Genomic DNA, 25,613 nt, shown 5'->3' with positions numbered 1-25,613 from the left:
ACATCGGGCGTTGCGTACGGGCTCAATCGAGCCGTTCGATGAGCGTCGCCGTGCCCATGCCGCCGGCGCAACAGATTGCCTGCAGACCGTAGCGGGCGCCACGGCGCTCCAGTTCGTGCAGCATCGACGTCATGATGCGTGCGCCGCTTGCGCCCAACGGATGACCGAGGGCGATCGCGCCGCCGTTCACGTTGAGCTTCGCGTGCGGCACGCCAAATTCCTTCATCCAGACCAGCGGCACCGGCGCGAAGGCCTCGTTGATCTCGAACAGATCGATGTCGCTCAGCCCGAGACCCGCCTTTTCCAGCACCTGGCACGTTGCCAGGATCGGGCCGGTCAGCATCAGCGTCGGGTCCGAGCCGACGGTCGTCACCGCGCGCACGCGCGCGCGCGCTTTCACGCCGAGCTCGCGCGCCTTGTCCGACGACATCAGCAGGAGCGCAGCCGCCCCGTCAGAGATCTGCGATGAGTTGCCGGCCGTCAGGCGGCCGTCGCTGCGAAAGCTCGATTTCAGCGTGGCGAGCTTGTCCGCGTTGGTCCCCGGACGGATCGTCTCGTCGGCGGCGAAAAGCGCCGCCTCGCCTTCGAGCGACTTCTCGCGCACCTGGCCGACCGGCACCGGCACGATCTCGCGCGCGAACCAGCCTTCGGCCGCAGCCGCGGCCGCGCGGCGATGGCTCTCGACCGAGTACGCGTCCAGTTGCGCGCGGGTGAGCGCCCAGCAATCGCACAGACGCTCCGCCGCCTCGCCCTGGCTCGTCAGCTCGAAGCGCTCGCTCGCCATCCAGCCGAACGCTTCGCCGTGCAGGTCGCGGTTGCTCCCCATCGGCACGCGGCTCATGCTCTCCGCGCCGCCCGCGACGATTACATCGGCCGCGCCGAACGCGATCAGGCCCGCGGCGATGTGAACCGCCTCTTCGCCGGAACCGCACTTGCGATCGATCGTCAGGCCCGGAATGGTCTCGGGCCAGCCCGCGCCGAGCACGGAGGTCCGGGCGATGTTCGCCGACTGCTCGCCGATCTGCGTGACGCAGCCGAATACGACGTCGTTGACGGCCTGCGGCTTTACGCCCGCGCGCCGAATCAGCTCATCGATGACAAGCGCGCCGAGATGATCGGCACGCACGCCGGCGAGTGCGCCGCGAAACTTGCCGATCGGCGTACGTACGGCATCCACGATGACGACGTCACGTGTGTCACGTGTCATAGCGCACTCCCCTTGAGGCCCGAACCAGGTACGCGCTGCCCGTCTTCGTAGCGATAGACGCCGTGCCCGGTCTTGCGGCCGAGACGCCCTGCCGCCACCATCTTGATGACGAGCGGACACGGCCGGAACTTCTCGCCAAGCGTCTGATGCAGATACTTCAGCACGGACAGGCGTGTATCCCAGCCGGTGAGGTCGCCGAGTTCGAGCGGCCCCATCGGATGATTGAAGCCGAGACGCAAGGCGGTGTCGATGTCCTCGGCGCTCGCGGTGCCATCCTGGAGCATCCACATGGCCTCGTTGCCGAGCAGCGCCGACATGCGGCTCGTCGTGAGGCCCGGCGCTTCGTTGACGATGATCGAGGTCTTGCCGAGCGCGTCCGAGTATTCGCGCGCGCCGGCCACCGTTTCGTCGCTCGTCGCGAGCCCGCGCACGAGCTCGACCAGCTTCATCTTGTGGACCGGATTGAAGAAGTGCATGCCGATCACGCGTTCCGGCTTCGTCACGGCCGTCGCGATTTCGGTCACGCTGAGCGCCGACGTGTTGGTCGCGTAGAGCGCCTCGTCCGCCATCACCGCCGCCGCCTCGGCCAGCACCGCCTGCTTGACGGGCAGCTTCTCCGTCACGGTCTCGACCAGCAGCCGGGCGCCCGCCGCGCCCTTCTTCAGCTCGAGCTCGATCGACAACCGGCTCAGCGCAGCTTGCGCGTCGGCTGCCTGCACCTTGCCGAGCCGCACGCCGTCGTCGAGTATCTTGCCGATTGCCTGACGGGCATGCTCGAGCGCGTTGTCGTCGGTGTCGACCAGCACGGTCGAAAAACCCGAACTCACGAACGCATGAGCGATGCCGGTGCCCATCAGCCCCGCGCCCGCCACCACGACCTTGTCGTTCTTCAATGTCATCCCTGTTCTCCCCTCATGCTGATTCGATCACCGTCACGACGTTGCGCAGCGTGCCGATGCCCTCTATCTCCGCCTCCACGACGTCCCCCGGATTGAGAAAGCGCCCGGTGCCCTGACCCGTGCCTTCGGGCGAGCCGGTGAATAGCACGTCACCCGGCGCGAAGCTCGAGCGCTCGTCGACGAAGCGCACCAGCTCGGCCACGTTCCAGGTCATCTCGCCGCACGAAGCGTCCTGACGCGTCTCGCCGTTCACCTTGAGCGTCATGCGCAGCACGGGGCTGCCGTCCGGAAATTCGTCGCGCGTCACGATCCATGGGCCGAGACCGGTGGACCGGTCCTGGCTTTTCGCGGCGAACAGGTCCATTCCGACACCCGGTGGACCGCTGCGCTGAAGATCGCGGGCGCTCACGTCGTTGCCCACCGTGTAGCCGAGCACGCCCGAAAGCGGATCGTTGCGGTCGACCTTCTCCGCGCCGATCACCGCGACGAGCTCGACTTCGTGATCCAGCTCCTTCGTGAGTGGCGGGTAGCGGATCGGGTCGTGCGCGCCGATCAGCGCGCCATAGGCCTTCAGGAACGCGACCGGCTGGCTGTGGCTACGCATGCCGAAATCGGCTTTCAGATGCTTCGCGTAGTTCGCGCCCGCCACCACGACGCGGTTCGTGGGCTCGATCGGCGCAAGCAATCGCACTTCCGCGAGCAGCCGCTGCGCTCCGGTGAACGTCAACGCACTTTCTCCTTCGCCGCGCGCGAGCGCCGGCCCCCAGTCCGCGGGGCCTCCGGTGATCGGCCTCAGTGCGGCGCGAGCCGTGTCGACCACGGCCCAGAACGGCGTGCCGCCGTCGCTGCAACGCGCGAGCTTCATGCGCTTACCGCCTGCTTCTTCGCGGGCTCGCCGATCTTCGCAGGATCGAGATGCAGCAGCTTGCATGCGTTCTTCCAGCGGATCTTTTGCAGGTCGTCGTCCGAAAGCCGCAGCCCCTCGGTCAGGTCGTGGCGCACGGCGTCGCTGCCGCCGAAGTTGCTGCCGTACAGCACGCGGTCTGCGCCGATGATGTCGATCAGTGCCTGACGCATCGGAACTTCGTGCAACTCGACGTCGAAGTAGAAGTTGTTCTTCAGGTACTCCAGCACCGGCTTCTTGTTGTGCGCGACGTCGAGATTGCCGTTGCACTGCGCGAGGCGCCCGAGTTGATAGGGCACGTAGCCGCCGCCGTGCGTGATGTAGACCTTCAGGCCGGGAAAGCGGTCCAGCACGCCGCCGCACACCAGGTTCCAGAAACAGCGCGTCTCGTCGTACTGCATGCCGACGATCGCAGTCGTTTCGTAACGGTCGTCGTTTGCCTTCTTGCCCCAGGTGACCGACTGGTTATAGCCGTGAATGAACATCGGCAGATCGAGATCGCAAAGCACTTTCCAGACCGGGTCGAGTTCGGGCGAATCGAACTCGAGGCCGCCGAAATTCGCGCCACCGGCCACGAGCCCCTTCGCGCCCAGCTCGGTGCAAGCCCGGCGCAGTTCGAGCGCGGCCTGTTCCGGCGCATTCAGCGCGGCATGCGCCCAGAACATGAGCCGGTCCGGTGCCGCGGAACAGTATTCGGCAAACGTATCGTTGACCTTCGTCGCGAACGGCACGGAGAACTCTTTCTCTGCCCAGTACATGTAGCAATGCGAGGGCACCGATACGACCTGCGCGTTCTGGCCTGCCGCATCCATGCCTGCAAGCCGCACCTTCGGGTCGGCCCAGCGCGCCTGATACTCCTCGACCGTCGGCCCCTTCCCCGCGCGGACGAGCGCCTTGCGTTCGGGCGAACCCAGCGTGAGGATCCAGTCGCCTACGCGCAACTTGACGTCGCCGTCTTCGTGCCGTTCAAAAAAGGGTCCCCAATGAGGGTGCTGGTTGTAATAGCCCGGATGCGGTGCGTGAGCATGAAGGTCGATGAGCATGTTGTCTCCTTGCGCCTGTAATGGCGCAGATGTGTAGAAGAAAGACCCGTCCAGCGCGGGCCTCGTCTCCGGACACACGACAACCGGATATGCGAAGCCGCTCAGACTGTCGTCATCATGCCAATATTAGTCATTTAATGCAAATGTGTTTAACTTAATTGTCAACGCGTTGTCAGCTAGCGTCTCGTCCGTGTCAGGCCGCCAGAACGCAGCGCGTCGATCAGCCGTCCGATGCGGCGTGGCATCTCGTCGAGATCCGCCTCGCTGTCGATGATCTGCTCGCTCATCACGAAGCGGATGATCAGGTCGCAGACCAGCTCGCGATCGAGCTTCACGCCAAGGCGACCGTCCCAGACGTCGAACACCGGCGCGAGCAGCACCTGAAAGCGGATCGCCGAGTCGTGAAAAATCCGCTTGTAAAAGCGCAGCGCGAACTCGGGAGCGACCACGATCAGGCGCCGCGGGCTACCGGCCCTCAGGTAGTCGTGCAGATAGTGAATGAGCGCGAGGAAACGCCGGTCGGGATCCTCGTCCGACTCCAGCAACGCCACGGCCATACGGTGGAAATGCTCGCGCCGGTGCCGCGAAAACCCTTCGAGCAGTTCGTCCTGCGATGCGAAGTAGCGATAGAAGGTACCGCGTGAAATACCGGCGTTTTCGCAGACTTGCAGGATCGAGATGCGTTCCGCACCGGACTCGAGCACGACCTTCTCCGTCGCAGCGAAGATGTTCTCGATGGTCTGCCCGGAACGCCGGTTGCTGCGCCGCCGGCGCGGCGCTGGAGCGGGCGTTGGCGGCGCAGCGGGCGCGTCGTCCTCGACCCGCTTCACCGCCGCGCGACGCCTGGCCTTGGGAGCCCCGTCGCTCGTGTGGGAATTGCGGCGCGGGCCTTTCGCGGAGACCGGTTCCGGGCTGGACCTGGCGTCGCCCGTTGCATGGCGGACTGCTGCGGCCGCCTTCGGCGGCGTAAGATTTTTCGACATAATTTGAATAGATTCGCAAAAAGTGTTCGGGTTTATCCGCAGACCACGACGACGATGTAAATACTAGAATTCCATTCTGATTTCAGAATCAAGGGGCAAAGTCCCCGCATCGCTACCGGAGACGACGATATGGCAGGAACTGGAAGGTCTGACACCTGGTCGCTCGGCGAACAGGACACTGTTATTGCGGCACTCGATCGAGCCGTTGCCGCACATCCGGACCGGGTGCTGCTCGACTTCTCGGGCGATCTGTACACCTATGCACAGGTCGACGGGCTGTCCACCCGTCTTGCCAATTCGCTCGCCGAGCTCGGCGTGACGGCGGGCCAGACGGTCGTCACGATGCTCGACAACAATCTCGACGCCGTGATCACATGGCTCGCGATCAACAAGCTGTGTGCGGTCAGCGTGCCGATCAATACCGCCCTGCGCGGCGAATTCCTGCGTCACCAGCTCGACGACGCGAGTGCACGGCTCGTCATCTGCGAGGGCGATTACGTCGAACGCATCGCGGCCATTGCCGATCAGCTCAAGGAAGCCACACGCGTACTGCATCGCGGCGCGACCACCGTCAGGAAATGCGGCGCGCTCGCGCTCGCGCCTCTCGACCAGCACCGCGGCAGCGACGACACGCCGCTCAGCCGCAAGCCGAATCCGTGGGACCTCGCGAGCCTCATCTATACCTCGGGCACGACCGGGCCGTCCAAAGGCTGCATGATCAGCTACAACTTCATGTGCAATCTCGCGCGCCAGCAGTTGCGGGCGGGCCCGGCAACGGCGAACGACATCACGATCACGCCGCTGCCGCTCTTTCACATGAACGCGCTTGCGGTCGGCGTGCTCTCGAACATACTCGTGGGCGCGCGCGTCGCCATCGTGCCGCGCTTCTCGGTATCGAAATTCTGGTCCGAGGTCGAGCGCAGCGGCGCGACCATCGCATCGATTCTCGGCGGCATGGGCGGTCTGCTCGCCAACGCGCCCGACGACGAAGCTGCGAAACGATGCTACGGACAGATTCATACGGTTCGCGGCAACCCGTTTACCGAAGCGACCAAGCAGATATGGCGCGAGCGCTTCGGCGCGAGGCAGGTCGGCGGCAACGGCTACGGGCTGACCGAGGCGTGCGTGATCACGTCGCTGCCGGCCGGCGAGTATGCGGCGCCGGGTTCCTCGGGCAAGCGCATTCCCGAGTTCGACGTACGCATCGTCGACGAACTCGACCGTGAGCTGCCCGCGAACCAGGCAGGCGAAATCGTCTGCCGTCCACTGCACCCCGACGTGATGTTCATGGGCTACTGGCACCGGCCGGAGGACACGCTCAAGCTGATGCGAAACTTGTGGTTTCATACAGGCGACATTGGCAAGTTCGACGACGATGGTTTCTTCTACTTCGTCGACCGGAAAAAAGACTATCTGCGCAGGCGCGGCGAGAACATTTCCAGCTTCGAGATGGAATCGGCGTTTTCACGTCATCCCGACATCGCCGAAGTGGCCGTGCATGCCGTCCCGTCGGACAAGGGCGAGGACGACGTCAAGGTCACAGCCGTTCTCAACCCGGATGCCGCGCTGACGGCCGAAGCACTGTTTCACTGGGCAACTGACGCCGTGCCGTATTACGCGCTGCCTCGCTACATCGAATTCCGCGACACACTGCCCAAGAACCCGCAAGGCCGCATTCTCAAGTACCAGTTGCGAGACGAGGGCAAGACGCCGGATACCTGGGATCTCGAAGCCACCGGCATCAAGGTGGCGAGGCGCTGAACGGCTCCGGGGCGCGAGCCCCGTCTTCACCCCATCCCCAACGCGGCGCGCCGGCATCGACCGGCGCGCCGCATTTGCGGGAGGTCGCCTCAATACTCACGCGGCTTGATCCCGGCTGGCCGTGAGTTGTACCCCGGAAGATGCAGGCCACCGTCGACATGCAGTGTTTCGCCCGTAACGAAGCGTGACATCTCGGACGCAAAGAACACCGCGGCAGGCCCGATGTCCTGCTCCGGGTCCCCGCTGCGCCCGAGCGGCCGCGCCGCGGCCGAGCGTTCGGCAAACTCCGGGTTCTTCGCCGCCAGCTCGAAGAAGGTCGCACCCATTGCCGTCGGCGCGATCGCGTTAACGGTGATGTTGAAGCGTCCCCATTCCGATGCGGCGCTGCGAGTCAGCCCGACGATGCCCGCCTTCGCCGTGTTGTAATCGCCATGGAGCCATGCGCCTGTCTCGGTGTCGATCGAGTAGAAGTTCACGATGCGCCCCCAGCGCCGCTCGCGCATGGGCACAAACGCGGCGCGCATGGCCCACCAGGTCGCCCACAACGAGGTCGTGAGCGTCTGCTCCAGCATCTCGTCGGTCTTCTCTTCGAGTAGCACATTCGGCGTCGGAACAAACGCGTTGTTGACGAGAATGTCGAGACTGCCGAACTGCTCGACGGCACTGCGCACCGCTGCTTCAATCGACGCCTTGCTCGTGACGTCGGTTTTGACGAACAGCGAGCGGCCCCCCATCTCGCGGATTTCCTGCTCGACCTGGCGGCCCGTGCTTTCGTTGATCTCCGCGATAATCACCGCTGCACCTTCGTTACCGAACGAGCGCGCAACGCCGCGGCCAATTCCGCCGCCCGCTCCGGTCACGAGTGCCACTCGCTGCTCAAGCAGTCCCATACTGTCACCTCATGTTATTGAACAGATATTGCAATATCGTACACTTTAACGATAATGGTGTCAGCATTTGAACGCCGCTGTCCTCTATCCGTTTTCCGGGGTTCGCCTTCATGTTCAGACGTCGCATCATCATCAGCAACCGGACGGACGGCTCGCAGACCGTCACGCGAGCAGCGCTCGAGGACGACTTCCACCATTTCCGCGTCGAGGTGACAGGCATCGGGGGCCGCGTCTCGAAGATCGGCGGTGAAGCGCCGCGCAAGCCCTACACACTGTGCTCGCAGGCAATCGGACAGCTCGAGGCGCTGATCGGCATGCCGCTTGCCGGAAACAGCCACGAAGTCACGCGCATCACCGATCCCACCGTCCAGTGCACGCATCTTCTCGAACTGGCGGGGCTGGCGATCGCCGCGGCCTCGCGCGGCACGCCGAGGCGTCAATACGACGTCGCCGTGCCTGCGCGCGTGGCCGACCGCACGCATCCGACACTAGCGCGCGACGGCATCCCCTGCCTCGAATGGAACGTGGCGGGTTCGGTCATCGAAGGACCCGCCCCCTATGCGGGCGTGAGCCTCTATCACGGCATGGCGCGCTGGGCATTGAGCACACTGGACGCGGAGCAGGCCGAGGCCGCGCTCGTGCTCAGGCGCGGCACGGGCATTTCCAGGGGGCGCGGCATGAACCTCGACGCGCAGGTTCATGCGCAGCCCGCCGGCAACTGTTTCGTGCAGCAGCCGCAACGGGCCCCGCAGGCGATACGGGTGGTCGGCTCGACACTGGATTTCGCGGCCCGCCCCGCCGACCTGTGTGCCGACGATCTGGCGTGGCTCGCATTCGCCTGAGCGGATCACGCCGGCACGCGTTCAAAACAGCCCGTCATACGAGCCGCCATCGAGTTGCAGGTTCTGTCCCGAGATGAACGATGCCTGTGCCGAACAGAGAAACGCGCAGGCGTCGCCGAATTCCTCGGGCCTGCCGAGCCGGCGCGCACGCACCGATTTCACCTGAAGCGAGCGCGCCTGTGCGAAGGTGATCCCGCGGTCCTCCATGATCCGCCGGGCCATGTATTCCTGCCGGTCCGTGTCGATATGCTGGGGAAGCAGGTTGTTGATCGTGACGTTGTCGGCGACCGCTTCGCGTGACAGGCCCTTGGCGAATGCGGTCAGCCCGGTGCGCGCGGTCGTGGACAGGCTCATGCCGAGGCGCGGCGACTTGACGACCGCCGACGTGATATTGACGACGCGGCCGAACTTGCGCGTCCGCATGCCGGGAACGACAGCGGACATCAGCAGGATAGGCGCGAGCAGGTTCGCCTCGAGCGCCGCCAGCCACGCCGCGTGATCCCATTGCTCCAGTTCGCCGGGCGCTGGGCCAGCATTGTTGTTCACGAGGATGTCAGGCTGCGGACACGCGGCGAGCAGCGCGGCGCGTCCCGCATCGGAGTCGAGATCGGCGACGACGGGAGTCGGACGGCGCCCGCTGGCCTGCTCGATCTCGCGCGCCGCCTGGCCGAGCCTCGCTTCGTCACGGCCGTTGATGAACACCTCGCAGCCCTCGCGCGCGAGGGCAAGCGCACAAGCCTTGCCAAGACCGCGCGACGACGCGCAGACAATCGCCCGGCGGCCGTCGATTCCCAGATCCATTTGCGCTCCCCGTCTTTCGTGCCGCGCGGATCCTCGCGAGACCCCGACCCGCGTTCGATACTACGTTGCCGCCGCATCCCCGTCCTTCAGGTGCGGCGGGACGCTCTCCTGTGGATCGAAGTCGACTTCCACCTCGACGCCGTTGGGGTCCTCGAAGAAGACCTGCCAGGTGCTGAACGGCCGGGGCGCCCGGACCAGGCGATAGCGAATCCGCTTCGACCGGAGCAGCGCCAGCGTGGCGGCGATGTCTTCACCGTAGAACGCCATGTGATCCAGCGCACCACGCCGCGGCTGCGGCATCTTGCCGACCGCCACGAGATGCAGCACTGCGCGTCCGGCCGTGTAAAGCCACAGGCCCGGCACCGGAAAGTCGGGCCGCGGCCCGACTTTCAGCCCGAGCATCTCGTAGAACGCGCGCGTGTCGTCCAGCTTGTCCGTCACCACCGTGAAGTGGTCCATCCGTCGGATGAAAGTCATCGCTGCTGCCTCGCATCGAAACGCCCGCGACACGGTTCGACGACCTGAACGACGCCGCGCAGGCTCGCGATCGTCAGAGGAAGATCGCCAGATTCGGTGTACCGAGCACGACCTGATCGAGCAGGATCTCGCGGCGTGCGAGCAGAAACGATTCGCCGTGCGCGCGCAGCAGGTCGCGCCGCTCCGCGCTGACCAGATCGAACGCATCGAAGTTGAAGCGGCTGCGCGTCACGAGCAGATTGCTGCGCACCTCGTACTCGCCGGGCCGTCCGGCTTCGGACACCCGGACGTTCGTCACGAGGCGCCGCGTGCGCGACGGCGGATCCTCCGCCCATGCGCTCTTCGTCTCGGTGAGACGCATCACGCGTCCCCGGATCGAGCGGTAGTCGTCGTCGTAATGCTGCATCGTACGGACCACGCTTTGCTCGAGCTTTGCCAACGGGCGTGTCTGCCGCGTCGGTGCGGTATAGATCAGGTCCTCCGCAAGCGTCGCGACCCAGTCCTGCAGCCGGAGATCGTCCAGCATCGCGGCCTCTTCGTACAGAAACTCCAGCACCCCGTTGTAGACCGGCGAGCCGATCCGCACGCGTGCTCCCACGTCGGCCGATTCAATCCCGGCGTTCACTGCACTCATCGATTGTTCTCCTTGAACGGTGTGGCGGCCACTCAGGCGTCGGTGTCGGCGGTCATCAGTTCCAGCCAGTATTGCCACCAATGCCACTGCGTGTCGTCCTTCGTGAATCCTTCGTTGACGATGCCCGGCCCCGGCCAACCCTCGGGCGCACCGGTCTCGTAAGCAGCCTGGTACTTCAACGTCATCTTCCGGCCCATCGCGCCTTTTGCGGCGAGGGTCATATGCGGCCACGTGTCCGAGTCGTCCTGCTCGACCATGCCGGTCGTGCCCAGCAACTGCGTCGACTGCTTGCGCATCTTCTCGCGCACGTCGGCAGGCGTGTCCTTCTCGACGAAGACCCAGTTCGTGAATTCCAGCTTGTCGGGGCCGCGCGGCACGTAGGTATGCAGCGCGATTGCGCCGAGCGACGAGCCGTCGGGCTGCGGCAGATAGAGGAACGCGAACAGGACGTTTGGAAAGATGCCGCCGACCTGGGGGGGCATCGACGCCATCACGTCGATTTGCTCCTTGCCCAGATGGCGGAGCAACTGCGGCACCATGTCGGCCGTCATGCCGGGCGGCGGCAGCACCCTGAACCGCTCTTCGGGCGTCAGATCGGCGGGCTCCTTGCCGGTCAGGCGCCGGATCTTGCGCGCGAGGTCCTGGCAACGCAGCGCGTGCCCGTGCGGCGAGCTGATTTCGACACCGTACATCTGCTGCGTCAGGTCGTTCGCGCCCGAATCCTTGTCCTTGACGTGCGAGTAGTTGCCGACTTCGCCCAGCCAGCGGTGCAGCGTCAGCGTATGGTAGCCATCCGCCGCGGACTGCTCGCCCGCGGCCTTCCAGTTCGCGCGCACGACGAACCGTTGCGGCGGCCCGAGCACTTCGAGGCCCTTGTCGCTACGCTGGAAGAGCATGTCGTAATACCACTTCGCGTCGCCAAGGAAGTCTTCGAACGAGGGACCATCGATATTCCAGGTGGCGAAGATGAGCCCGCCATAGAGCGTCACGCGCGCCTTTTTCAAGCCTAGTTCCGCCTTCGAGCGGATCTTGCCGTGCATGCACTCCTTTTCCACGGGCGCGCCGAGGAACGACCCATTGGTCGTGAACGCCCAGCCGTGGTAGATGCAGGTGTGAATCTGCGTGTTGCCCGCATCCACGGTCGACACGCGCATCCCCCGGTGCGAGCAGACGTTCAGCAGCACATGAATCTCACCCGCCTTGTCGCGCGTGACGAGAACCGAATCGGAGCCCATGTCGCGCACCATGAAGTCGCCCTGGGCAGGAATCTCGCTCTCGTGCCCGAGCAGCAGCCAGGTCTTGCCGAAGATGCGCTCCATCTCCAGCTCGTAAAGTTCGGGATCCGATAATGTACGCATCTGCACTTCGCGCGTTTCGAGATTCACGAGATCCGCGACCTTGGTTCCGTCGGCCAGTGTCGGCCCGGACTTAGTCAACATGCTTGTCTCCTTCGGTTGTTCTTCGCATCCAATATAAACACATTTTCAACATATGTGCATAAACGTATTTGAAACCAGGGGCAATTCCCTATGCGCGCTTCGCCGGCCGCACCACACGGCTGCGCAGCACGCCGATGCGCTCCACTTCGAGCTCGACCACATCGCCGGGCTTCAGGTAGCGCAACTGTTCGAGCCCGCAGCCGTTGCCGACCGTGCCCGAACCGAGGAATTCGCCCGGATACAGCGTTTCCGAGCGCGAGATGTGCGCGATGACGTCTTCGAACGTCCAGCGCATGTCGCGCGTGGTGCCGCGCCCCCACTCTTCGCCGTTGACGCGCGCGATCATCGTCAGGTCGTACGGATCGCCAAGCTCGTCGGCGGTCACCAGGCACGGTCCCATCACGTTGGCCGTATCGAAGTCCTTGCCCTTCGCCGGGCCGAGCATGCCGCCCATCTCGATCGCCTGGGCGTCGCGGGCGCTGATGTCGTTGAAGATCGTGTAGCCGAAGATATGCGCACGCGCCAGGTCGCGCGGCACGTCCTTCGCGCGCGTCGAGATATAGCAGCCGAACTCGAGTTCGAAGTCGAGCGCGTTGCTGTAGTCCGGCCAGATGACGTCGTCGTCGGGGCCGATCACCGCGAAGCGGTTGCACTTGTAGTAGATCGGCTGACGATTGAACGTATCGATCACGCGATCGTCGGCGCGCGTGTTCATGGCCTTGAGCGTTGCCTCCGGATCCGGCGTGCGCAGTGCCCGGGCGCGGCGCGCGGCGGCGAAACTCTGTCGCAGATGCAGCTCGAAGCACGAGCAGTCGCGCATTTGCGTCGGCGGCTGGATCGGTGCGAGCAGCTTGAGCGTGCGGCGCTCAAGCACCGCGCCGGAAGGCGCTCGTGCAAGCAGCGCACGCGCTTCGTCGAGAGCGGCGTCGCCTCCTTCGATCAACGCCTGCACGCTCGCGAGCGCGAGCCCGTCACCGCCGCGCGTCAACATCAGCGCCGCACGCAGATCGAGCACCGCCTGGTCGTTGTCGAAGAGCGCGCCGGCACGTTGCACGCCGTCGGCCGTCTGGAAAGTTACGAGTCTCATCGGGGTAGAGTCCGTTAGAAGTGGGAGACGCGGGCCGGCCCGGCGACGCCGCGCCGCAGCACGACAGGCAGGCCGCCGTGCGTGCGCTTGCTCATCCAGTGGGAAAGAGCTGCGTCCATGTAATCGGCGTGCGCGGGAAACCAGTCGATCAGCGCCTGGGTCAGATCACGTGCGAGCGTGAGCGCCGCACCGTCGCGCAGCATCTGCTCGACCTCACGCACCGAACGCAGCACCGCCGCGTGTTCGTCGGCGTGGCACTGCGCGGCGGGAAACGCGGTGGTCGTCATCCAGCGCTCTTCCTGCGCGAAATGAGCGACGGCGTGCTGCGCGAATTCCGCGAGCCGCGCGGGCAATTCGGCATCGGACGCACGCTTGAGCGCCGCGACCCGATCGACGAACTCGCGATGGGTTTCGTCCATCGCGGCAAAGCCAAGCAGGAAGCGGTCGCTCCAGCCGAACGTTTCCTCCGCTGCCACCGGTGAATGGCCGTTTGCGAGAGCGCGCGCCGCCATCACATGCGTCCCGCGACGGGCAGGCACGCGCCCGTTACCGCACCGGCGTCGTCGGACAGCAGAAAGGCGATCACGGCGGCCAACGCTTCGGTCGATACCCAGCGCGTCGCATCGGCATCCGGCATGTCGGCGCGGTTTGCCGGAGTATCCAGAACGTTCGGCAACACGGCGTTCACATTGATATTGCGATCCTTGAGCTCGTCGGCGAGCGCTTCGGTCAAACGCGCGATACCGGCCTTCGAGGCGGCATAGGCACCCATGCCCGCGCCGGCCTTCTGCGCGGCGAGCGCGCCGACGTTGACGATGCGCCCGGGAGGCTGGCGCAGCAAATGGGGCAGCGCTTCGCGAGACGCGACGACCGCGCTGCGCAGGTTCATCGCGTAGAGGCGGTCCCATGTTTCGACGCTGCCGCCTTCCAGCGTTTCCCAGGCGAAGCCGCCGGCGACGTTCACAAGTGCGTTGAAGCCGCCCAGTTGCCGGGCCACGTCCGCGAAAGCGTGCGCGGTGCTCTCGCGCTCTCCCAGATCGACCTTGCCGACGACCGCGGCGACACCCGCTACCGCGGTTGGCTCTGCGCGATCGATCAGCACAACACGCGCGCCCCGTGCGGCCAGCACTGCACCGACGCTGCGCCCCAACGCGCCCAGCCCGCCCGTGACGATTATCGTGCGGTGCGCCAACTGCCTCGTGTCCATAGAATGGTCTGTCTCCAGTTTTACGGCAGCGTCAGCGATACCTATCGGGAAAACCCTGTCGCCGCGAGCCTCATTTAATACAGTTTTTGAGTTTCTGTTCATATATTATGGTGGCAATCGAGGTGGGTCAACCACCGTCAGCGACAGAACAATCAAAAAACCGGAAGCGTTCATGGAGAGAAAATTACCGTCCCTCACTCCCGAGACCGCGCCGTTCTGGCAAGGCGGTTCAAAAGGGGTGCTGAATATTTACCACTGCGCCCGGTGCGAACGCTTCTTTCATCCGCCCGCGCCCATCTGCCCGCGTTGCCTGTCGGCCGAGGTCGGGGCGCGGCCGGTGTCAGGACGCGGCCACGTATTCAGCTTCACGGTCAATCAACAGCGGTGGACGCCGGACCTTGCAGTCCCTTATGTGGTGGCGATCGTCGAACTGTCAGAACAGCCCGGGCTGCGTTTCGTCAGCAATGTCGTCGGTTCCCCCGTAGACGAGATCCACATCGGCATGCCGGTGCGCGTCACGTTCGAGCAGATCGAGGATGTCTGGCTCCCGCTCTTCGAGCTCGACGACGAGCGGAGTCACGCCTGATGGAACGATTATTCGAAAAGAACGTTGCCATCACCGGCATCGGCCAGTCGGAAATCGGCCGGCCGTCGAACCGCTCGGCCATCCAGTTGAGCGTGGACGCCGCGCTCGAAGCGATCGCGGATGCCGGGCTCGAACGAAGCGACATCGACGGTATCGCCAGCTGGCCGGGCGACAACGACAATGGCAACCCGTTCTCGCCGGTCGGTCCAAACGCGCTGATGAACGTGCTCGGGCTGAACGTGAACTGGTATGGCGCGGGTTATGAAGGACCGGGACCGCTGACGGGCATCGTCAACGCAGCGATGGCGATCGCGACGGGCCTGTGCCGGCATGTGCTTGTGTTCCGCACGATCACCGAGGCAACGGCGCGGCAGCGCAGCAAAAGCGCCAGCGCGTTGACGAACAAGACCGCCGGACGCGACAGCAGCTACTTCTGGCAGTGGTATACGCCGTTCAACGTCATCTCGGCCGTCAACCTGATGGCGCTCTATGCACAGCGGCATTTTCACGAGTACGGCACGACATCCGGACAACTGGCTCAGATCGCTCTCACCTGCCGCAGCAACGCGGCGCTCAATCCGAAGGCGGTGATGCGCAAGCCAATGACGATGGACGACTACCTGGCCTCGAACATGATTTCGAGCCCGCTGCGAATGTTCGACTGCGACGTGCACTGCGACGCGTCGACAGCAATCGTCCTCTCGCGCACGGACCTCGCGCGCGAAGGCCCTCATCCCCCGATCCGCATCGAGGCGATCGGCTCGGCACTGCATCAGCGCTGGTCGTGGGACCAGATTTCGCTGACTGAAATGGCGGCGTTCGACGTCGGCCGCATGATGTGGTCACGCACCGATCTCAAACCGAAGGATGTCGGCACCGCGCAGCTTTACGACGGCTTTTCAATCCTGACGATGCTCTGGCTGGAAGGACTCGGACTGTGCCCGCGAGGCGAAAGCGGTGCGTTCGTGGAGGGCGGCGAGCGGATCTCGCGCCGTGGGCAGTTGCCTGTCAATACGAACGGCGGACAGCTGTCCGGGGGCCGCACGCATGGCCTCGGCTACGTCCACGAAGCGTGCACCCAGCTATGGGGCCGCGCGGGCGAGCGCCAGGTCGCGCCGCATGACGTGGCGCTCGCCGCGGCCGGCGGCGGCCCGCTCGGCGCGAGCCTGCTGCTCGTCCGGGAATAAGGTCAGGCAACCCATCCGTCATCCAGCAGGATCCCAAGGATTATCTCAATGCCCCGCTCCCGTCGTTCCCGTCTTACGGCAATCGATCCCGGTGAGTTCCTCGGCGCCTGGCGCATCGTGCTGGTCGCGGTGCTCGGGCTGGGCGTGTCGGCCAGCGCGTCCCTGCTCTATTCGTTCGGCGCACTGGTGATTCCCTTGCAGCACGCATTCGGATGGAGTCGCGCGGAATTGCAACCGGCGATCAGTTGTCTGTTCGCCGGCACGATCGTCAGCACGCAAGCGGTCGCCAGCCTCAACGCGCGTTTCGGCATGCTGCGCGTCACGGCGCTCTCGCTCGTCGGCATGGGGCTCTGCTACGCGCTGATGACGCAGCTCGGCCATTCGATCGGCTGGCTCTATCTGATGTGCGTGCTCCTGCCGCTCGCCGGAGCGGGTGCGACACAGGTCACGTGGGCGCATCTCATCATCCTCTGGTTCTCGCGCAATCGCGGTCTCGCGCTGGCCGCGATGCTGTCCGGCACCGGGTTAGCGGCGATGGTCTATCCGTCCGCCGTTACATGGGCCATCTCGCGCTGGCACTGGCAAGGCGGCTTCGTGCTGCTCGCCCTCGCGCCGCTCGCCGTCCTGCCTCTGGCGATGGCCTGGATGAGGGTGCCCGTGCCACGCCCGGCCGCAATAGCGGTCGCCGCACCGATCCGCAGCGAAGAAGGCGTGTGCTTTCGGACCGCCGTGCTGTCGACGCGCTTCTGGACGCTCAACATTGCGCTCGCGCTCGTTGTCGCCGCCGTCGTCGCGATGATAAGCAACACCGTGCCGCTGCTTTGCGACAAGGGGCTTTCCGCCGCCGGGGCGAGTCGCATATTCGGCAGTTTCGGCGTCTCGTTGATCGTCGGCCGGCTGATCGTCGGCTATCTGTTCGACCGGCTGTGGGCGCCCGGTGTCGCCGCCGTGACGCTCGCCATCCCGGCGTTCGGCTGCGTGCTGCTCAGCAGCGCAGCAGCATCGCAGACCGGCTTGCTGACGCTTGCCACGATGCTCGTCGGCGTGGGTGCCGGCGCCGAGTTCGACATCGGCGCCTATCTCGTCTCGCGCTACTTCGGGATGCGTGACTACGGCCGCCTGTTCGGCGTGCACGTCTCCCTGATCACCGCGGCCGCGGCGCTCGCTCCGTGGTGCTCCGCCAGGCTCTATGCGTCGACCGGTACCTACGCGGCGATGGTAGCGGCTTGCGGCGCGGCGTTCCTGTGCGGCGCACTGCTGTTGCTGCCGCTCGGCCGCTATCCGAAGTTCGATCCAGTCACCCTTGCATAATCAGCCATGTCAGTACAACACCTTGTCATTGTGGGCGCCGGTCAGGCCGGCTTTCAGACCGCCGCCTCGCTCCGGCAGGCCGGCTTCACGGGCGGCATCGCCCTCGTCGGCGACGAGCCGGGCGTGCCCTATCAACGGCCGCCGCTGTCGAAGGCCTATCTCCTCGGCAAGATCGGGACGGCCGCATTGCGTTTCAGGCCCGACGAATGGTTCGATCAACAGCACGTCGAGCGTCTCCAGGCAACGGTTGCCGCGATCGATCGGGACGCACGCTGCGTGGTCCTCGCGGACGGGGCACGATTGGCCTACGACCATCTGGTGCTGGCGACCGGCGCGCGCAACCGTGTGCCTTCCGTCGACGGCATCGAGCTCGACGGTGTGTTCGGCATCCGCACGCTCGCCGACGCCGACGCATTGTCGTCGCGAGTCGACGCCGCGCGCAACGTGGTTGTCATCGGCGCAGGGTTCATTGGCCTCGAATTCGCGGCGGTGGCCGCTGCGAAGGGCTTGTCGGTGCGCGTGATCGAACTCGGCCAGCGGCCGATGGCCCGCGCGCTATCGGAACCGATGTCCGCGCTGTTCGGCGATGCGCATCGCAGCTGGGGCGTTGTGTTCGATTTCGGGCAAACCGTCACGCGTTTCATCGGCAAGGACGGCAAGGTCACTGCGGTCGAAACGGGCAGTGGCGAGTGGGTGCCGGCGGATCTCGTCGTATATGGGATCGGCGTGCTGCCCAATACCGAAATCGCCGCAGCGGCGGGCCTTTGCGTCGACAACGGCATCTGCGTCGACGAGCAGCTCGTCACCAGCGATCCGGCAATCTCGGCAATCGGCGACGCAGTCAGCTTCCCCTGTGCGTGGAGCGCGACGCGGGTACGGCTGGAGTCGGTTCAGAACGCCGTCGATCAGGCCCGTGCGGTTGCCGCCAGGCTAGTCGGAACACCTGCACCGTACAATGCCCTCCCCTGGTTCTGGAGCGACCAGGGCGACCTCAAGCTGCAAATCGCCGGACTCTCGGGTGGCCACGACGAAGCAGTCGTGATCGGCTCGATCGAGCAGAGACAGTTCAGCGTGCTCTGCTTCCGGGAGGACCGGCTGATCGCGGTCGAATCATGCAATCGCGCAACCGATCATATGGCGGCACGCAAACTACTAGCCCGAGGAACGGCACTGCGCGTCGCCGACGCGCGTACACCCGGATTCGACTTCCGGGCATACGAGTCGTCAAGCCGTGACGTCCCCGTCTGCCAATGACTACGCCCGCGCGCTAGCTGCATGCCTCGCAATGAATCGCAAGTTACAGGGCCTCGCCACGCGGGAAAAGATACTCGACGCAGCCGAGCTGGCTTTTTCCGCGTACGGAACGGAGCACACGTCACTCGAAGACGTCGCGCGCGCGGCGCTGGTGACGCGCGGCGCGATCTATGGCCACTTCGACGACAAGGCGGCGCTGCTGGATGCACTGTTGAAGCGTGCCGCATTGCCGTTAGACCCATTCATGGTGCCGGTGCTCGAGAATTGCGACAGCCCCCTCGAACGATTACGGCAAGACCTGCAAACGAGGCTGCACACAGTATTATGCGAAGGCACAACGCGGCGGCTTTATCGCATCCTGCTGGCGAGGCCAATGAACAATACCATCGCATCCGCGGAAACCCTCGACGAAGCGGGTCAGATCGCGCAAGCGCGCATTGCAACCGCGTTGCGAGCCGCACAGGATATGGGGGAAATCAGCGAAGACATCGATTCGCGGCACGAAGCGAGCATGATCCATGCGTTGCTGACCGGTTATTTCCGCCGCAGTCTGCTCCGCGCGGCGGAATCGAGGCCCCGCGAACAGGCAGCAGAAGTCGTGCATCATGCGCTTGTGCCACTTCATTCTCATTCGGTGGTTCGATAGTGACCCGCGTCAAGCCATACCTGACAGCGCTGAAGGCCAGGACAGCAGAAAACGCACGGCTTCGTCCAGCTTCTTCTGCACCTTCGTCGCGGTACTTTGCTCGCGGTCGATCTCGAGCAGGGCGCGCTTTTCGGACGCCCTGAGCCGCTCCTCCGCACGTTCGGCCACTTCCCGCTGCTTCTCCAGATCGCGCGAAAACCTTTCGCCTGCCGCCATCAGTTCGCGGTCGCGCGCGGCCAGCGCCGCATGGACCCGCGCCAGTTCTGCCTCCAGCGCGTGTCGCTGCGCGTGGCAACGAGCGATGAGATGGTGCCTGGCATCTCTACAGCTGCCTGCACGTTACAGCCCACCATCCCGAGCCAGGGCCGCTTGTCGCCATGGAGCTAGCATCAGGGTCAATCAGCGAGATCTGCCCATCGGGCAGCGTTTTCAACTCTCCCTTGGCTTGTTATCGATGGCCCTTATTCAGGCGAAATATTCGCCGTGCGTTCTCGCTAAATAACCTGCCAAGTTCATCGGCCTTCGCCCAATGCAAAGTCTTAAAGACTATATCGGCCCATTGAGAAGCATCGTCCGTCAGAATGCGCAGCGGTGGCCAATTGCTTCCATATATTAAGCGATCCCAACCGAAATGCTCTGCGACGTATTCGATAAATGGTGCCGCGTGCGCTGCGGTCAATGGAGGATCCGAAGCCCAAAGAGGTGTTGGAGCAACTTTACAGACTACATTTTCCAGCATTCCCAAAATTCGCATATTCTCGAGCCAATGCTCGGTCGGTGGCTCTGCGAGATGGGGTTTTCCAAGATGATCCAGGATAATGGTCAACTCGGGGCAGGCCGATGCAAGGGCAATTACACCTTTGAGTTGATGTTCCAGCACGCAGACCTCGCAAACCAATCCGTACGAAGCGAGCAGTTTTGCTCCTGCGACGAACTGCGGCCTTGCGCAAAACAATTCATCCGGCTCCTGTTGAGTAAGACGCCGGACGCCTGCTACGAGAGGAGATTGGGCAAGCTCCGCAATCTCACGCTCGACGCCCGGAGACTCGAGCGGAGCCCAGGCAATCATCCCTGCGATTGGCGCATGTTCGGCTGCAAATCGCTCCACCCTACCGTATTCACTTTTGGCCTTCTCGCTTCCGTGGTGAACCTGTACGTGAATCGCCGCTTCCAGTGCAACACCTTGCATGGCCAATTCATAATCGCTCCAGTCGAAATCCCTGAATAGGGATGGGTCGGCCATAATGCCCGAAGGCGGAGCGATCTCCTGACTTTTCCATAGATGAAAGTGGGTATCAACGACTGCTATGCGATGATTTTTGCCGATAGCAGAAGGAAGTTTTCCTGTAGGAAGTCTTCCATCCTCTTCCACAGAATCATTGGGAACGTTGCTCATGTTTAACATCCTGATCGTCGGGAGGCCGTTAAAAGCAGGTGATCCGGATATGCGAAAAAAATCTTGAAGAACCTGGGAGTACCCGTATCCCTTTCAGCCAGAATCAGCTGAATTGTGCAATTTCGGGCAATGCTATTCCAATTCGGCGTCGGCCTCGATGCCTACATGGGCTGACTGGACTGTCCAAAGCTTTACCATATGCCCGGAAAGAGAGGCGCACAACTCCAACGGTTTGCCGTCAAACAGTGGGTTTTTCGCTCGAAAGCTGAATTTCCTGACGGTAGCAGCGGGCCTGCTACGACTGATGAGATCGAGCAAAAGGGTAGCCTGGAGCGGCCCATGCACGACCAGGCCGGGATAGCCTTCCTCCTTCGTCGCATAGTCCCGATCATAGTGAATTCGATGTCCATTGAAGGTCAGTGCCGAATAGCGGAACAGCAGGACAGGATCCGGCATGACCGTACGTGTCCAGTCGGGTGATGCAAGCGCTGCAGATTCCGTAACCGCGACGCCCTTCGTCAGTGGATCTCCCAACGGCGATGCTTCCCGGTAGACGATGTCCTGCTCTTCGCGTACCGCGAGTATGGAGTCAACTTTCACTTCATGTAAAAGAGTCACAAAACACAATGTGCCGGAGCGCCCTCTCTTCTCGTTGACACGGACGATTGTACTGGTGCGCTCGATGGGTGCCCCGATAACGATCGGGACCAGGAAATCGATGCGGCTTCCAGCCCACATTCGGCGAGGCAACGAAATCGGTGGAAGGAAGTCTCCCCGCCTGGGATGCCCGTCGGTGCCCAACCGGGACATAGGCGCTGTCGAAAGAAAATACAGCCAATGCGACAGTGGCGGCAGTTCGGACCGGCCATTCAGGAAGATTGTCGCCCTGTCCAGGGTAGCCCCGAGCGCCAAAGCCGGCTGAAGCGTAGCGACGTCCTGGCGGGTTTCATTTCTTCCAATCCAGCTTGAGTAGTTTTCCACAGACAGCGCACCAATAGAAAAGCGGTTAGGCAAACACACCGCGTCTACCGCAGGCAAATAGGGTGAGGCAGAATCGCGACACCCCCTGCGGCACGACGTCTGATACACAGTCATTTCATCGCATGAGCGGGAGTACGGTGCACTATCTGAACTCTTCAGGCGGACCAGGATGCCTGAAAACCTAGCACCAAGACAGCGATGCAATGCCGGCGGTTTCAGTCGTATTGAGATTCTCGAAGACAGCCGCGATACCCGGTCCGTCACCGATACACATCGTCACCAGCGCGTAACGGCCGCCTGTCCGTAGCAGTTCGTGCAGGGCCTTTTATCGTAATCACCGCACCGGTTGCCCCGACCGGATGGCCCAACGGGATTTCCGAGTCATTCGGATTAACCTTGGCGGGGTCCAGCCCCAGCGCGCGAGTCACCGCACATGCCTGTGCCGCGAAAGCCTCGTGGGTCTCGATAACGTCAAGTCCATCCACCGCAAGGCCAGCCCGTTGTAGCGCCAACCGGGTGAGCGGCACGGATCCCATACCCATGTATCTGGGGTCGACGCCGGCATGCGCGTACGCGACCAGTCGGGCCAGCGGTTTGGTGCCGCGCTCCTCGGCGGCAATATGCTCCATCAGAACGAGTGCTGCCGCCGCGTCGTTGATACCCGACGCGTTGCCAGCGGTAACAGTTCCGTTTTCCATGACAAACGCGGGTTTGAGACGCATCATGTCCTCCAGCGTCACACACATATGGATCCCATGGAAGGGGTCGTGCAGCGCACCGGGCATCATGTCGATCATCGTACTATCGCCCATGCGGGCGCCCCAGCGCGCGGCGGCTGCAATGTAGGGGGTGCGGCTCATGTTCTCTGCACCGCCGCCGATGGCAATCTCAGTGTCACCAGGCACGATGGACTGGCTCGCCGAAATGACGGGCCGCAGCCCAGAACCGCACCGGCGATTGACGTTGAAGGCCGGTATGCCTTCACTGCATCCGCCCTCGATCGCGGCGATGCGCGCAAGATACCTGCGACCACGTTCTGTTCCGGCGAGCGTGCTCATCGAACTCAATCCTCATAATCCGCTTCGGTAAGTGCCCGAACCTGGCCAGCGTCGATGCCGGGCGCCAACTCGATCAACCGGAATCGCCCATAACGGTTATTCCGTACAAACACTGCCAGGTCAGTAACGAGCATGTCCACCACGTTGGCTCCTGTCAGCGGCAGTGTGCATGCCTTGCGAAACTTGGGAGCGCCGTCGCGGGCAACATGTTCCATCAGGACGACAATCCGTTTGACGCCCGCCACCAGATCCATAGCACCCCCAGGACCTTTGATCATCCTGCCCGGTATCATCCAGTTAGCGAGATCGCCGTTCCCGGCCACTTCCATTGCTCCCAGCACGGAGAGATCGATGTGTCCGCCGCGGATCATGCCAAAACTGTCCGCAGAAGACACGTAGCTCGTCCGGTCCAGTTCCGTAATGGTCTGCTTGCCGGCATTGATGATGTCCGCATCGACCTGCGATCTGGCAGGAAAAGGCCCGAGCCCCAACATACCGTTCTCCGACTGCAGGGTCACGTCTATGCCCGTGGCGATGTGATTGCCAACGAGGGTCGGGATACCGATACCCAGATTGACGTAATCGCCATCCCTGAGTTCGCGCGCAGCGCGCGCCGCCATTTCGTCTCGCGTCCAGGCCATTCAGCGCGACTCCTGTCGTACGGTTATCTTTTCAATCCGCTTTTCATTGCGCGTTGCACGGATCAGCCGCTGGACAAAGACGCCAGGAGTATGGATATGATCCGGTTCCAGCCCGCCTGCCTCAACGACTTCCTCTACCTCCGCTACGGTAACGCGCCCGCACGACGCAGCGAGAGGATTGAAGTTTCGGGCAGACTTCCGATACACGAGGTTGCCGTACGGATCACCGCGCCACGCTTTTACGATGGCAAGATCAGCCGTCAGTCCAGTTTCGAGCAAACAGGATTCGCCTGAGAACACCCTGATTTCCTTGCCCTCGGCAATCAGTGTTCCCACTCCCGTTCTTGTGTAAAAGCCGGGTATGCCGGCCCCTCCGGCTCGCATTCGCTCCGCCAGCGTACCCTGAGGATTGAATTCAAGCTCCAGTTCTCCCGCAAGATACTGACGCTCGAATTCCCTGTTCTCTCCTACGTATGAACTGATCATCTTCGAAATCTGTCGCGATGCCAGGAGAATGCCAAGTCCGTAATCGTCGACACCGGCATTGTTTGAGATGACGGTGAGCTGCCCGACACCGCTTGCGCAAATCGCATCGATCAACGTCTCGGGAATCCCGCACAGGCCGAAGCCCCCCGCTGCGATCGTCATACCGTCGAACAACAGGCCTTCAAGTGCACTCGCGGCGTCCGCGTAGAGGATATTTGCCATTACGATGCCTATAGACTACTGACCATATGACCGCCGTCAATAACCAGCGTCGGGCCCGTCATATAGCGTGACACATCCGAAGCGAGCAGGAGCAGCGGGCTATCCAGATCCGGTAGTTGGCCCAGCCGCTTCTGCGGGATGCACCTGATCAGCGATTCTCCCGCAGCGGTTTGCCAGAAATCCCGATTAAGTTCGGTTTCAAAATAGCCCGGCGCGAACGTTTCTACGCGGATACCATGGCGAGCCCACTCGAACGCCAATGCTACGTCGGCATCATGCCCGGCGATTATGCTAGCAAAATAGGCTGCAAGTCCGCCCGAAGCACCCGTGATCGGCGCCTTTTTGCGTTGCAACCGGTAACAACTATCCACAGATTTCTCCGCTCTTTCGTTTTCGCCAGTCAATCGCCGATACTCTACGGTATCCGTTTAACCGCCATCCGGCTACCCGATCCCACCGGTCAGAATTTCACCCGCATACCGAGTCTGGCAACGAGCTGTTTGTCGCTATTGGAGGGAGCAATGTCAATGATGTCTGCAAACGTGCCGATGGCTTTCTGGGCAGCGAGCATTACATAAACATCGGTGCGTTTCGATAAAAAATAATCCAGCGCAAACGACAACTGATGATATTTCGGGCTCTCATGGATGACGGGTACGCGTCCGTCCGTGAAGGTATAACTACCCGCAAGACGCAGGGCCGGGGTAAAAAAGTAGCTTGCGTTCAGTTCATAGTTATTGAATGTCACCCTGGAAACCGACAGGTCGTACAAAACATGAGAAATCACTACACCGACCGACCCTTTCGAAAACAGATAGTTGATGCCGCCGTCCGCTATGATTTCATCATTTACAGTGCCCGCCACAAATGTATTTGCAAACGAGACGTAATCGGACCCGATACCCTCACCCGAACTGCCGACCGCACCGCTGGTGTTCGACGCCGGATGATTTAGCTTCAGGATGCCAGCGCCTGCGGAAATCGGCCCCTGGCTGTATCCAGTACCAAGGCTCCAGGCGCTATTTCCGCTGAAGGCGCCAGCTGCATTGCTGAACGCGTACATCGCCTCGAAACTAGCTCCATGGTATGTAGCACTTTTGAACTTTACAGCATTGTTGATGCGAAAGTTGTCCTGCAGATTATCATTGTCACCCGGATGCCCCCCATAGGAAGCATAGAAAGCGTTGTTACTGAGCGGTTGGACATAATCTACCGTTGGGTCATACTGGCGGCCCAACGTAATCGTGCCAACGTCGGAACTTAATCCGACAAATGCCTGCCGGCCGAAAAGCCTCTTCCCCTGCAGCAACCCCCCACTATTCACGTCAAAACCGTCCTCCAGGGTAAATATCGCCTTTACACCGCCACCGAGGTCTTCGACGCCTCTAAATCCTATCCGCTCCCCCTGCATAACGGTACTCGCCATCTGCCAGGCCGAATGTCCGTTTTCGTTAGTGACGTAATTTATACCGTCGTCAATCACACCATAGAGCGTAATGCTGCTTTGTGCATGCACGTCAGCGGCCAGAACAGCGAGAAACAAAAATAAATAGCTTTTCATTGAAGTGTCTCCAGTCATTTAATTTTTTTCGTATCTACGTTCGTCCTGAGACCCTTCAGGCATCGGCCTCTTCGTCTCGTCCCGCTTCATCTGTCCGCGCTCCCCAGCCA

The 25,613-nt window shown here is 62.8% G+C and carries 27 protein-coding genes and 1 pseudogene; 7 read left to right on the top strand and 21 right to left on the bottom strand.

The genetic code is table 11. The annotated features are described in order from the left end of the window. Positions 1-22 precede the first annotated feature (22 nt). The 5 genes from BXE_RS39500 to BXE_RS39480 all read right to left on the bottom strand — a co-directional run bounded on the left by BXE_RS39500 (position 23) and on the right by BXE_RS39480 (position 5,036). The gene (locus BXE_RS39500) at positions 23-1,207 is read right to left on the bottom strand and encodes a thiolase family protein (protein WP_011493751.1); all 1,185 of its coding nucleotides are present in this window, start codon (positions 1,205-1,207) and stop codon (positions 23-25) included. Beyond that, the gene (locus BXE_RS39495; protein ID WP_011493750.1) at positions 1,204-2,106 is read right to left on the bottom strand and encodes a 3-hydroxyacyl-CoA dehydrogenase; all 903 of its coding nucleotides are present in this window, start codon (positions 2,104-2,106) and stop codon (positions 1,204-1,206) included. The genes BXE_RS39500 and BXE_RS39495 overlap by 4 nt, the downstream gene beginning before the upstream one ends. A gap of 13 nt (positions 2,107-2,119) precedes the next feature. Then, positions 2,120-2,971: a fumarylacetoacetate hydrolase family protein gene (locus BXE_RS39490; protein WP_011493749.1), complete on the bottom strand. Its 852-nt coding sequence runs from the start codon at positions 2,969-2,971 to the stop codon at positions 2,120-2,122. Further along, a complete protein-coding gene (locus tag BXE_RS39485; RefSeq protein WP_011493748.1) occupies positions 2,968-4,053 on the bottom strand; it encodes an amidohydrolase family protein in 1,086 nt (361 codons plus the stop codon). The genes BXE_RS39490 and BXE_RS39485 overlap by 4 nt, the downstream gene beginning before the upstream one ends. A gap of 176 nt (positions 4,054-4,229) precedes the next feature. Next, positions 4,230-5,036 carry a TetR/AcrR family transcriptional regulator gene (locus BXE_RS39480; RefSeq protein ID WP_011493747.1) on the bottom strand — a complete coding sequence of 269 codons (807 nt, stop codon included), beginning with the start codon at positions 5,034-5,036 and terminating at the stop codon, positions 4,230-4,232. A gap of 129 nt (positions 5,037-5,165) precedes the next feature. On the opposite strand from BXE_RS39480, the gene BXE_RS39475 reads away from it, so the two are divergent. Further along, positions 5,166-6,797, top strand: a complete 1,632-nt coding sequence (locus tag BXE_RS39475; RefSeq protein ID WP_011493746.1) for an ATP-dependent acyl-CoA ligase — start codon at positions 5,166-5,168, stop codon at positions 6,795-6,797. An 89-nt stretch (positions 6,798-6,886) separates the two neighbouring features. On the opposite strand, the gene BXE_RS39470 is transcribed toward BXE_RS39475, so the two are convergent. After that, positions 6,887-7,687 (bottom strand): SDR family NAD(P)-dependent oxidoreductase, encoded by an 801-nt coding sequence (locus BXE_RS39470; protein ID WP_011493745.1) that lies wholly within the window; start codon positions 7,685-7,687, stop codon positions 6,887-6,889. Positions 7,688-7,797: 110 nt separating this feature from the next. On the opposite strand from BXE_RS39470, the gene BXE_RS39465 reads away from it, so the two are divergent. After that, a complete protein-coding gene (locus BXE_RS39465) occupies positions 7,798-8,529 on the top strand; it encodes a DUF2889 domain-containing protein (protein WP_011493744.1) in 732 nt (243 codons plus the stop codon). A gap of 21 nt (positions 8,530-8,550) precedes the next feature. On the opposite strand, the gene BXE_RS39460 is transcribed toward BXE_RS39465, so the two are convergent. The 7 genes from BXE_RS39460 to BXE_RS39430 all read right to left on the bottom strand — a co-directional run bounded on the left by BXE_RS39460 (position 8,551) and on the right by BXE_RS39430 (position 14,174). Beyond that, a complete protein-coding gene (locus tag BXE_RS39460; protein ID WP_011493743.1) occupies positions 8,551-9,330 on the bottom strand; it encodes an SDR family oxidoreductase in 780 nt (259 codons plus the stop codon). Between the two features lie 60 nt (positions 9,331-9,390). Beyond that, a complete protein-coding gene (locus BXE_RS39455; protein ID WP_011493742.1) occupies positions 9,391-9,807 on the bottom strand; it encodes a VOC family protein in 417 nt (138 codons plus the stop codon). A 73-nt stretch (positions 9,808-9,880) separates the two neighbouring features. Next, positions 9,881-10,441 (bottom strand): aromatic-ring-hydroxylating dioxygenase subunit beta, encoded by a 561-nt coding sequence (locus tag BXE_RS39450; RefSeq protein WP_011493741.1) that lies wholly within the window; start codon positions 10,439-10,441, stop codon positions 9,881-9,883. Positions 10,442-10,473: 32 nt separating this feature from the next. After that, the gene (locus BXE_RS39445) at positions 10,474-11,880 is read right to left on the bottom strand and encodes an aromatic ring-hydroxylating dioxygenase subunit alpha (protein WP_011493740.1); all 1,407 of its coding nucleotides are present in this window, start codon (positions 11,878-11,880) and stop codon (positions 10,474-10,476) included. Between the two features lie 88 nt (positions 11,881-11,968). Beyond that, positions 11,969-12,967 (bottom strand): fumarylacetoacetate hydrolase family protein, encoded by a 999-nt coding sequence (locus tag BXE_RS39440; protein ID WP_011493739.1) that lies wholly within the window; start codon positions 12,965-12,967, stop codon positions 11,969-11,971. Between the two features lie 14 nt (positions 12,968-12,981). Continuing rightward, on the bottom strand, positions 12,982-13,479 hold the full coding sequence (locus BXE_RS39435) for a bacteriohemerythrin (protein WP_011493738.1): 498 nt from the start codon (positions 13,477-13,479) through the stop codon (positions 12,982-12,984). Further along, positions 13,479-14,174: an SDR family NAD(P)-dependent oxidoreductase gene (locus BXE_RS39430; protein ID WP_011493737.1), complete on the bottom strand. Its 696-nt coding sequence runs from the start codon at positions 14,172-14,174 to the stop codon at positions 13,479-13,481. The genes BXE_RS39435 and BXE_RS39430 overlap by 1 nt, the downstream gene beginning before the upstream one ends. Positions 14,175-14,346: 172 nt before the next feature. On the opposite strand from BXE_RS39430, the gene BXE_RS39425 reads away from it, so the two are divergent. Genes BXE_RS39425 through BXE_RS39405 form a run of 5 tightly spaced genes read left to right on the top strand, consistent with a single transcriptional unit; the run spans position 14,347 to position 19,158 of the window. Continuing rightward, the gene (locus BXE_RS39425; RefSeq protein ID WP_011493736.1) at positions 14,347-14,760 is read left to right on the top strand and encodes a Zn-ribbon domain-containing OB-fold protein; all 414 of its coding nucleotides are present in this window, start codon (positions 14,347-14,349) and stop codon (positions 14,758-14,760) included. After that, positions 14,760-15,947: a thiolase family protein gene (locus tag BXE_RS39420; RefSeq protein ID WP_011493735.1), complete on the top strand. Its 1,188-nt coding sequence runs from the start codon at positions 14,760-14,762 to the stop codon at positions 15,945-15,947. Before BXE_RS39425 ends, BXE_RS39420 begins: the two co-directional genes overlap by 1 nt. 48 nt (positions 15,948-15,995) lie before the next feature. Continuing rightward, positions 15,996-17,258 carry an MFS transporter gene (locus tag BXE_RS39415; protein ID WP_011493734.1) on the top strand — a complete coding sequence of 421 codons (1,263 nt, stop codon included), beginning with the start codon at positions 15,996-15,998 and terminating at the stop codon, positions 17,256-17,258. Between the two features lie 6 nt (positions 17,259-17,264). Beyond that, complete coding sequence (locus BXE_RS39410; protein WP_011493733.1) at positions 17,265-18,512, top strand: NAD(P)/FAD-dependent oxidoreductase; 1,248 nt, start codon at positions 17,265-17,267, stop codon at positions 18,510-18,512. Between the two features lie 31 nt (positions 18,513-18,543). Continuing rightward, complete coding sequence (locus BXE_RS39405; protein ID WP_011493732.1) at positions 18,544-19,158, top strand: TetR family transcriptional regulator; 615 nt, start codon at positions 18,544-18,546, stop codon at positions 19,156-19,158. A 9-nt stretch (positions 19,159-19,167) separates the two neighbouring features. Here the strand turns inward: BXE_RS39405 and BXE_RS39400 are convergent, their stop codons facing one another. The 8 genes and pseudogenes from BXE_RS39400 to BXE_RS39365 all read right to left on the bottom strand — a co-directional run bounded on the left by BXE_RS39400 (position 19,168) and on the right by BXE_RS39365 (position 25,503). Then, entirely contained in the window at positions 19,168-19,374 is a 207-nt protein-coding gene (locus BXE_RS39400; protein ID WP_011493731.1) for a hypothetical protein, read from the bottom strand. A 232-nt stretch (positions 19,375-19,606) separates the two neighbouring features. Further along, a complete protein-coding gene (locus tag BXE_RS45020) occupies positions 19,607-20,554 on the bottom strand; it encodes an amidohydrolase family protein (protein WP_233518915.1) in 948 nt (315 codons plus the stop codon). A 132-nt stretch (positions 20,555-20,686) separates the two neighbouring features. Then, entirely contained in the window at positions 20,687-21,535 is an 849-nt protein-coding gene (locus BXE_RS39390; RefSeq protein ID WP_011493729.1) for an FAS1-like dehydratase domain-containing protein, read from the bottom strand. A gap of 181 nt (positions 21,536-21,716) precedes the next feature. After that, positions 21,717-22,584: pseudogene (locus BXE_RS39385) on the bottom strand (acetyl-CoA C-acyltransferase); the annotation flags it as partial. A gap of 14 nt (positions 22,585-22,598) precedes the next feature. Then, positions 22,599-23,234, bottom strand: a complete 636-nt coding sequence (locus BXE_RS39380; protein WP_011493727.1) for a 3-oxoacid CoA-transferase subunit B — start codon at positions 23,232-23,234, stop codon at positions 22,599-22,601. Then, a complete protein-coding gene (locus BXE_RS39375; RefSeq protein ID WP_011493726.1) occupies positions 23,235-23,942 on the bottom strand; it encodes a CoA transferase subunit A in 708 nt (235 codons plus the stop codon). A gap of 8 nt (positions 23,943-23,950) precedes the next feature. Further along, a complete protein-coding gene (locus tag BXE_RS48375) occupies positions 23,951-24,346 on the bottom strand; it encodes an SDR family oxidoreductase (protein ID WP_081435633.1) in 396 nt (131 codons plus the stop codon). A gap of 56 nt (positions 24,347-24,402) precedes the next feature. Next, positions 24,403-25,503, bottom strand: coding sequence for a porin (locus BXE_RS39365; RefSeq protein WP_011493725.1), 1,101 nt, complete (start codon positions 25,501-25,503; stop codon positions 24,403-24,405). Between the last annotated feature and the right edge of the window lie 110 nt (positions 25,504-25,613).

It is taken from the genome of Paraburkholderia xenovorans LB400, assembly GCF_000013645.1.
In the GTDB taxonomy this organism is placed as follows: domain Bacteria; phylum Pseudomonadota; class Gammaproteobacteria; order Burkholderiales; family Burkholderiaceae; genus Paraburkholderia; species Paraburkholderia xenovorans.
The sequence above is the reverse complement of the archived record's forward strand: the minus strand, read 5'-3'. Positions and strand labels throughout refer to the sequence as shown.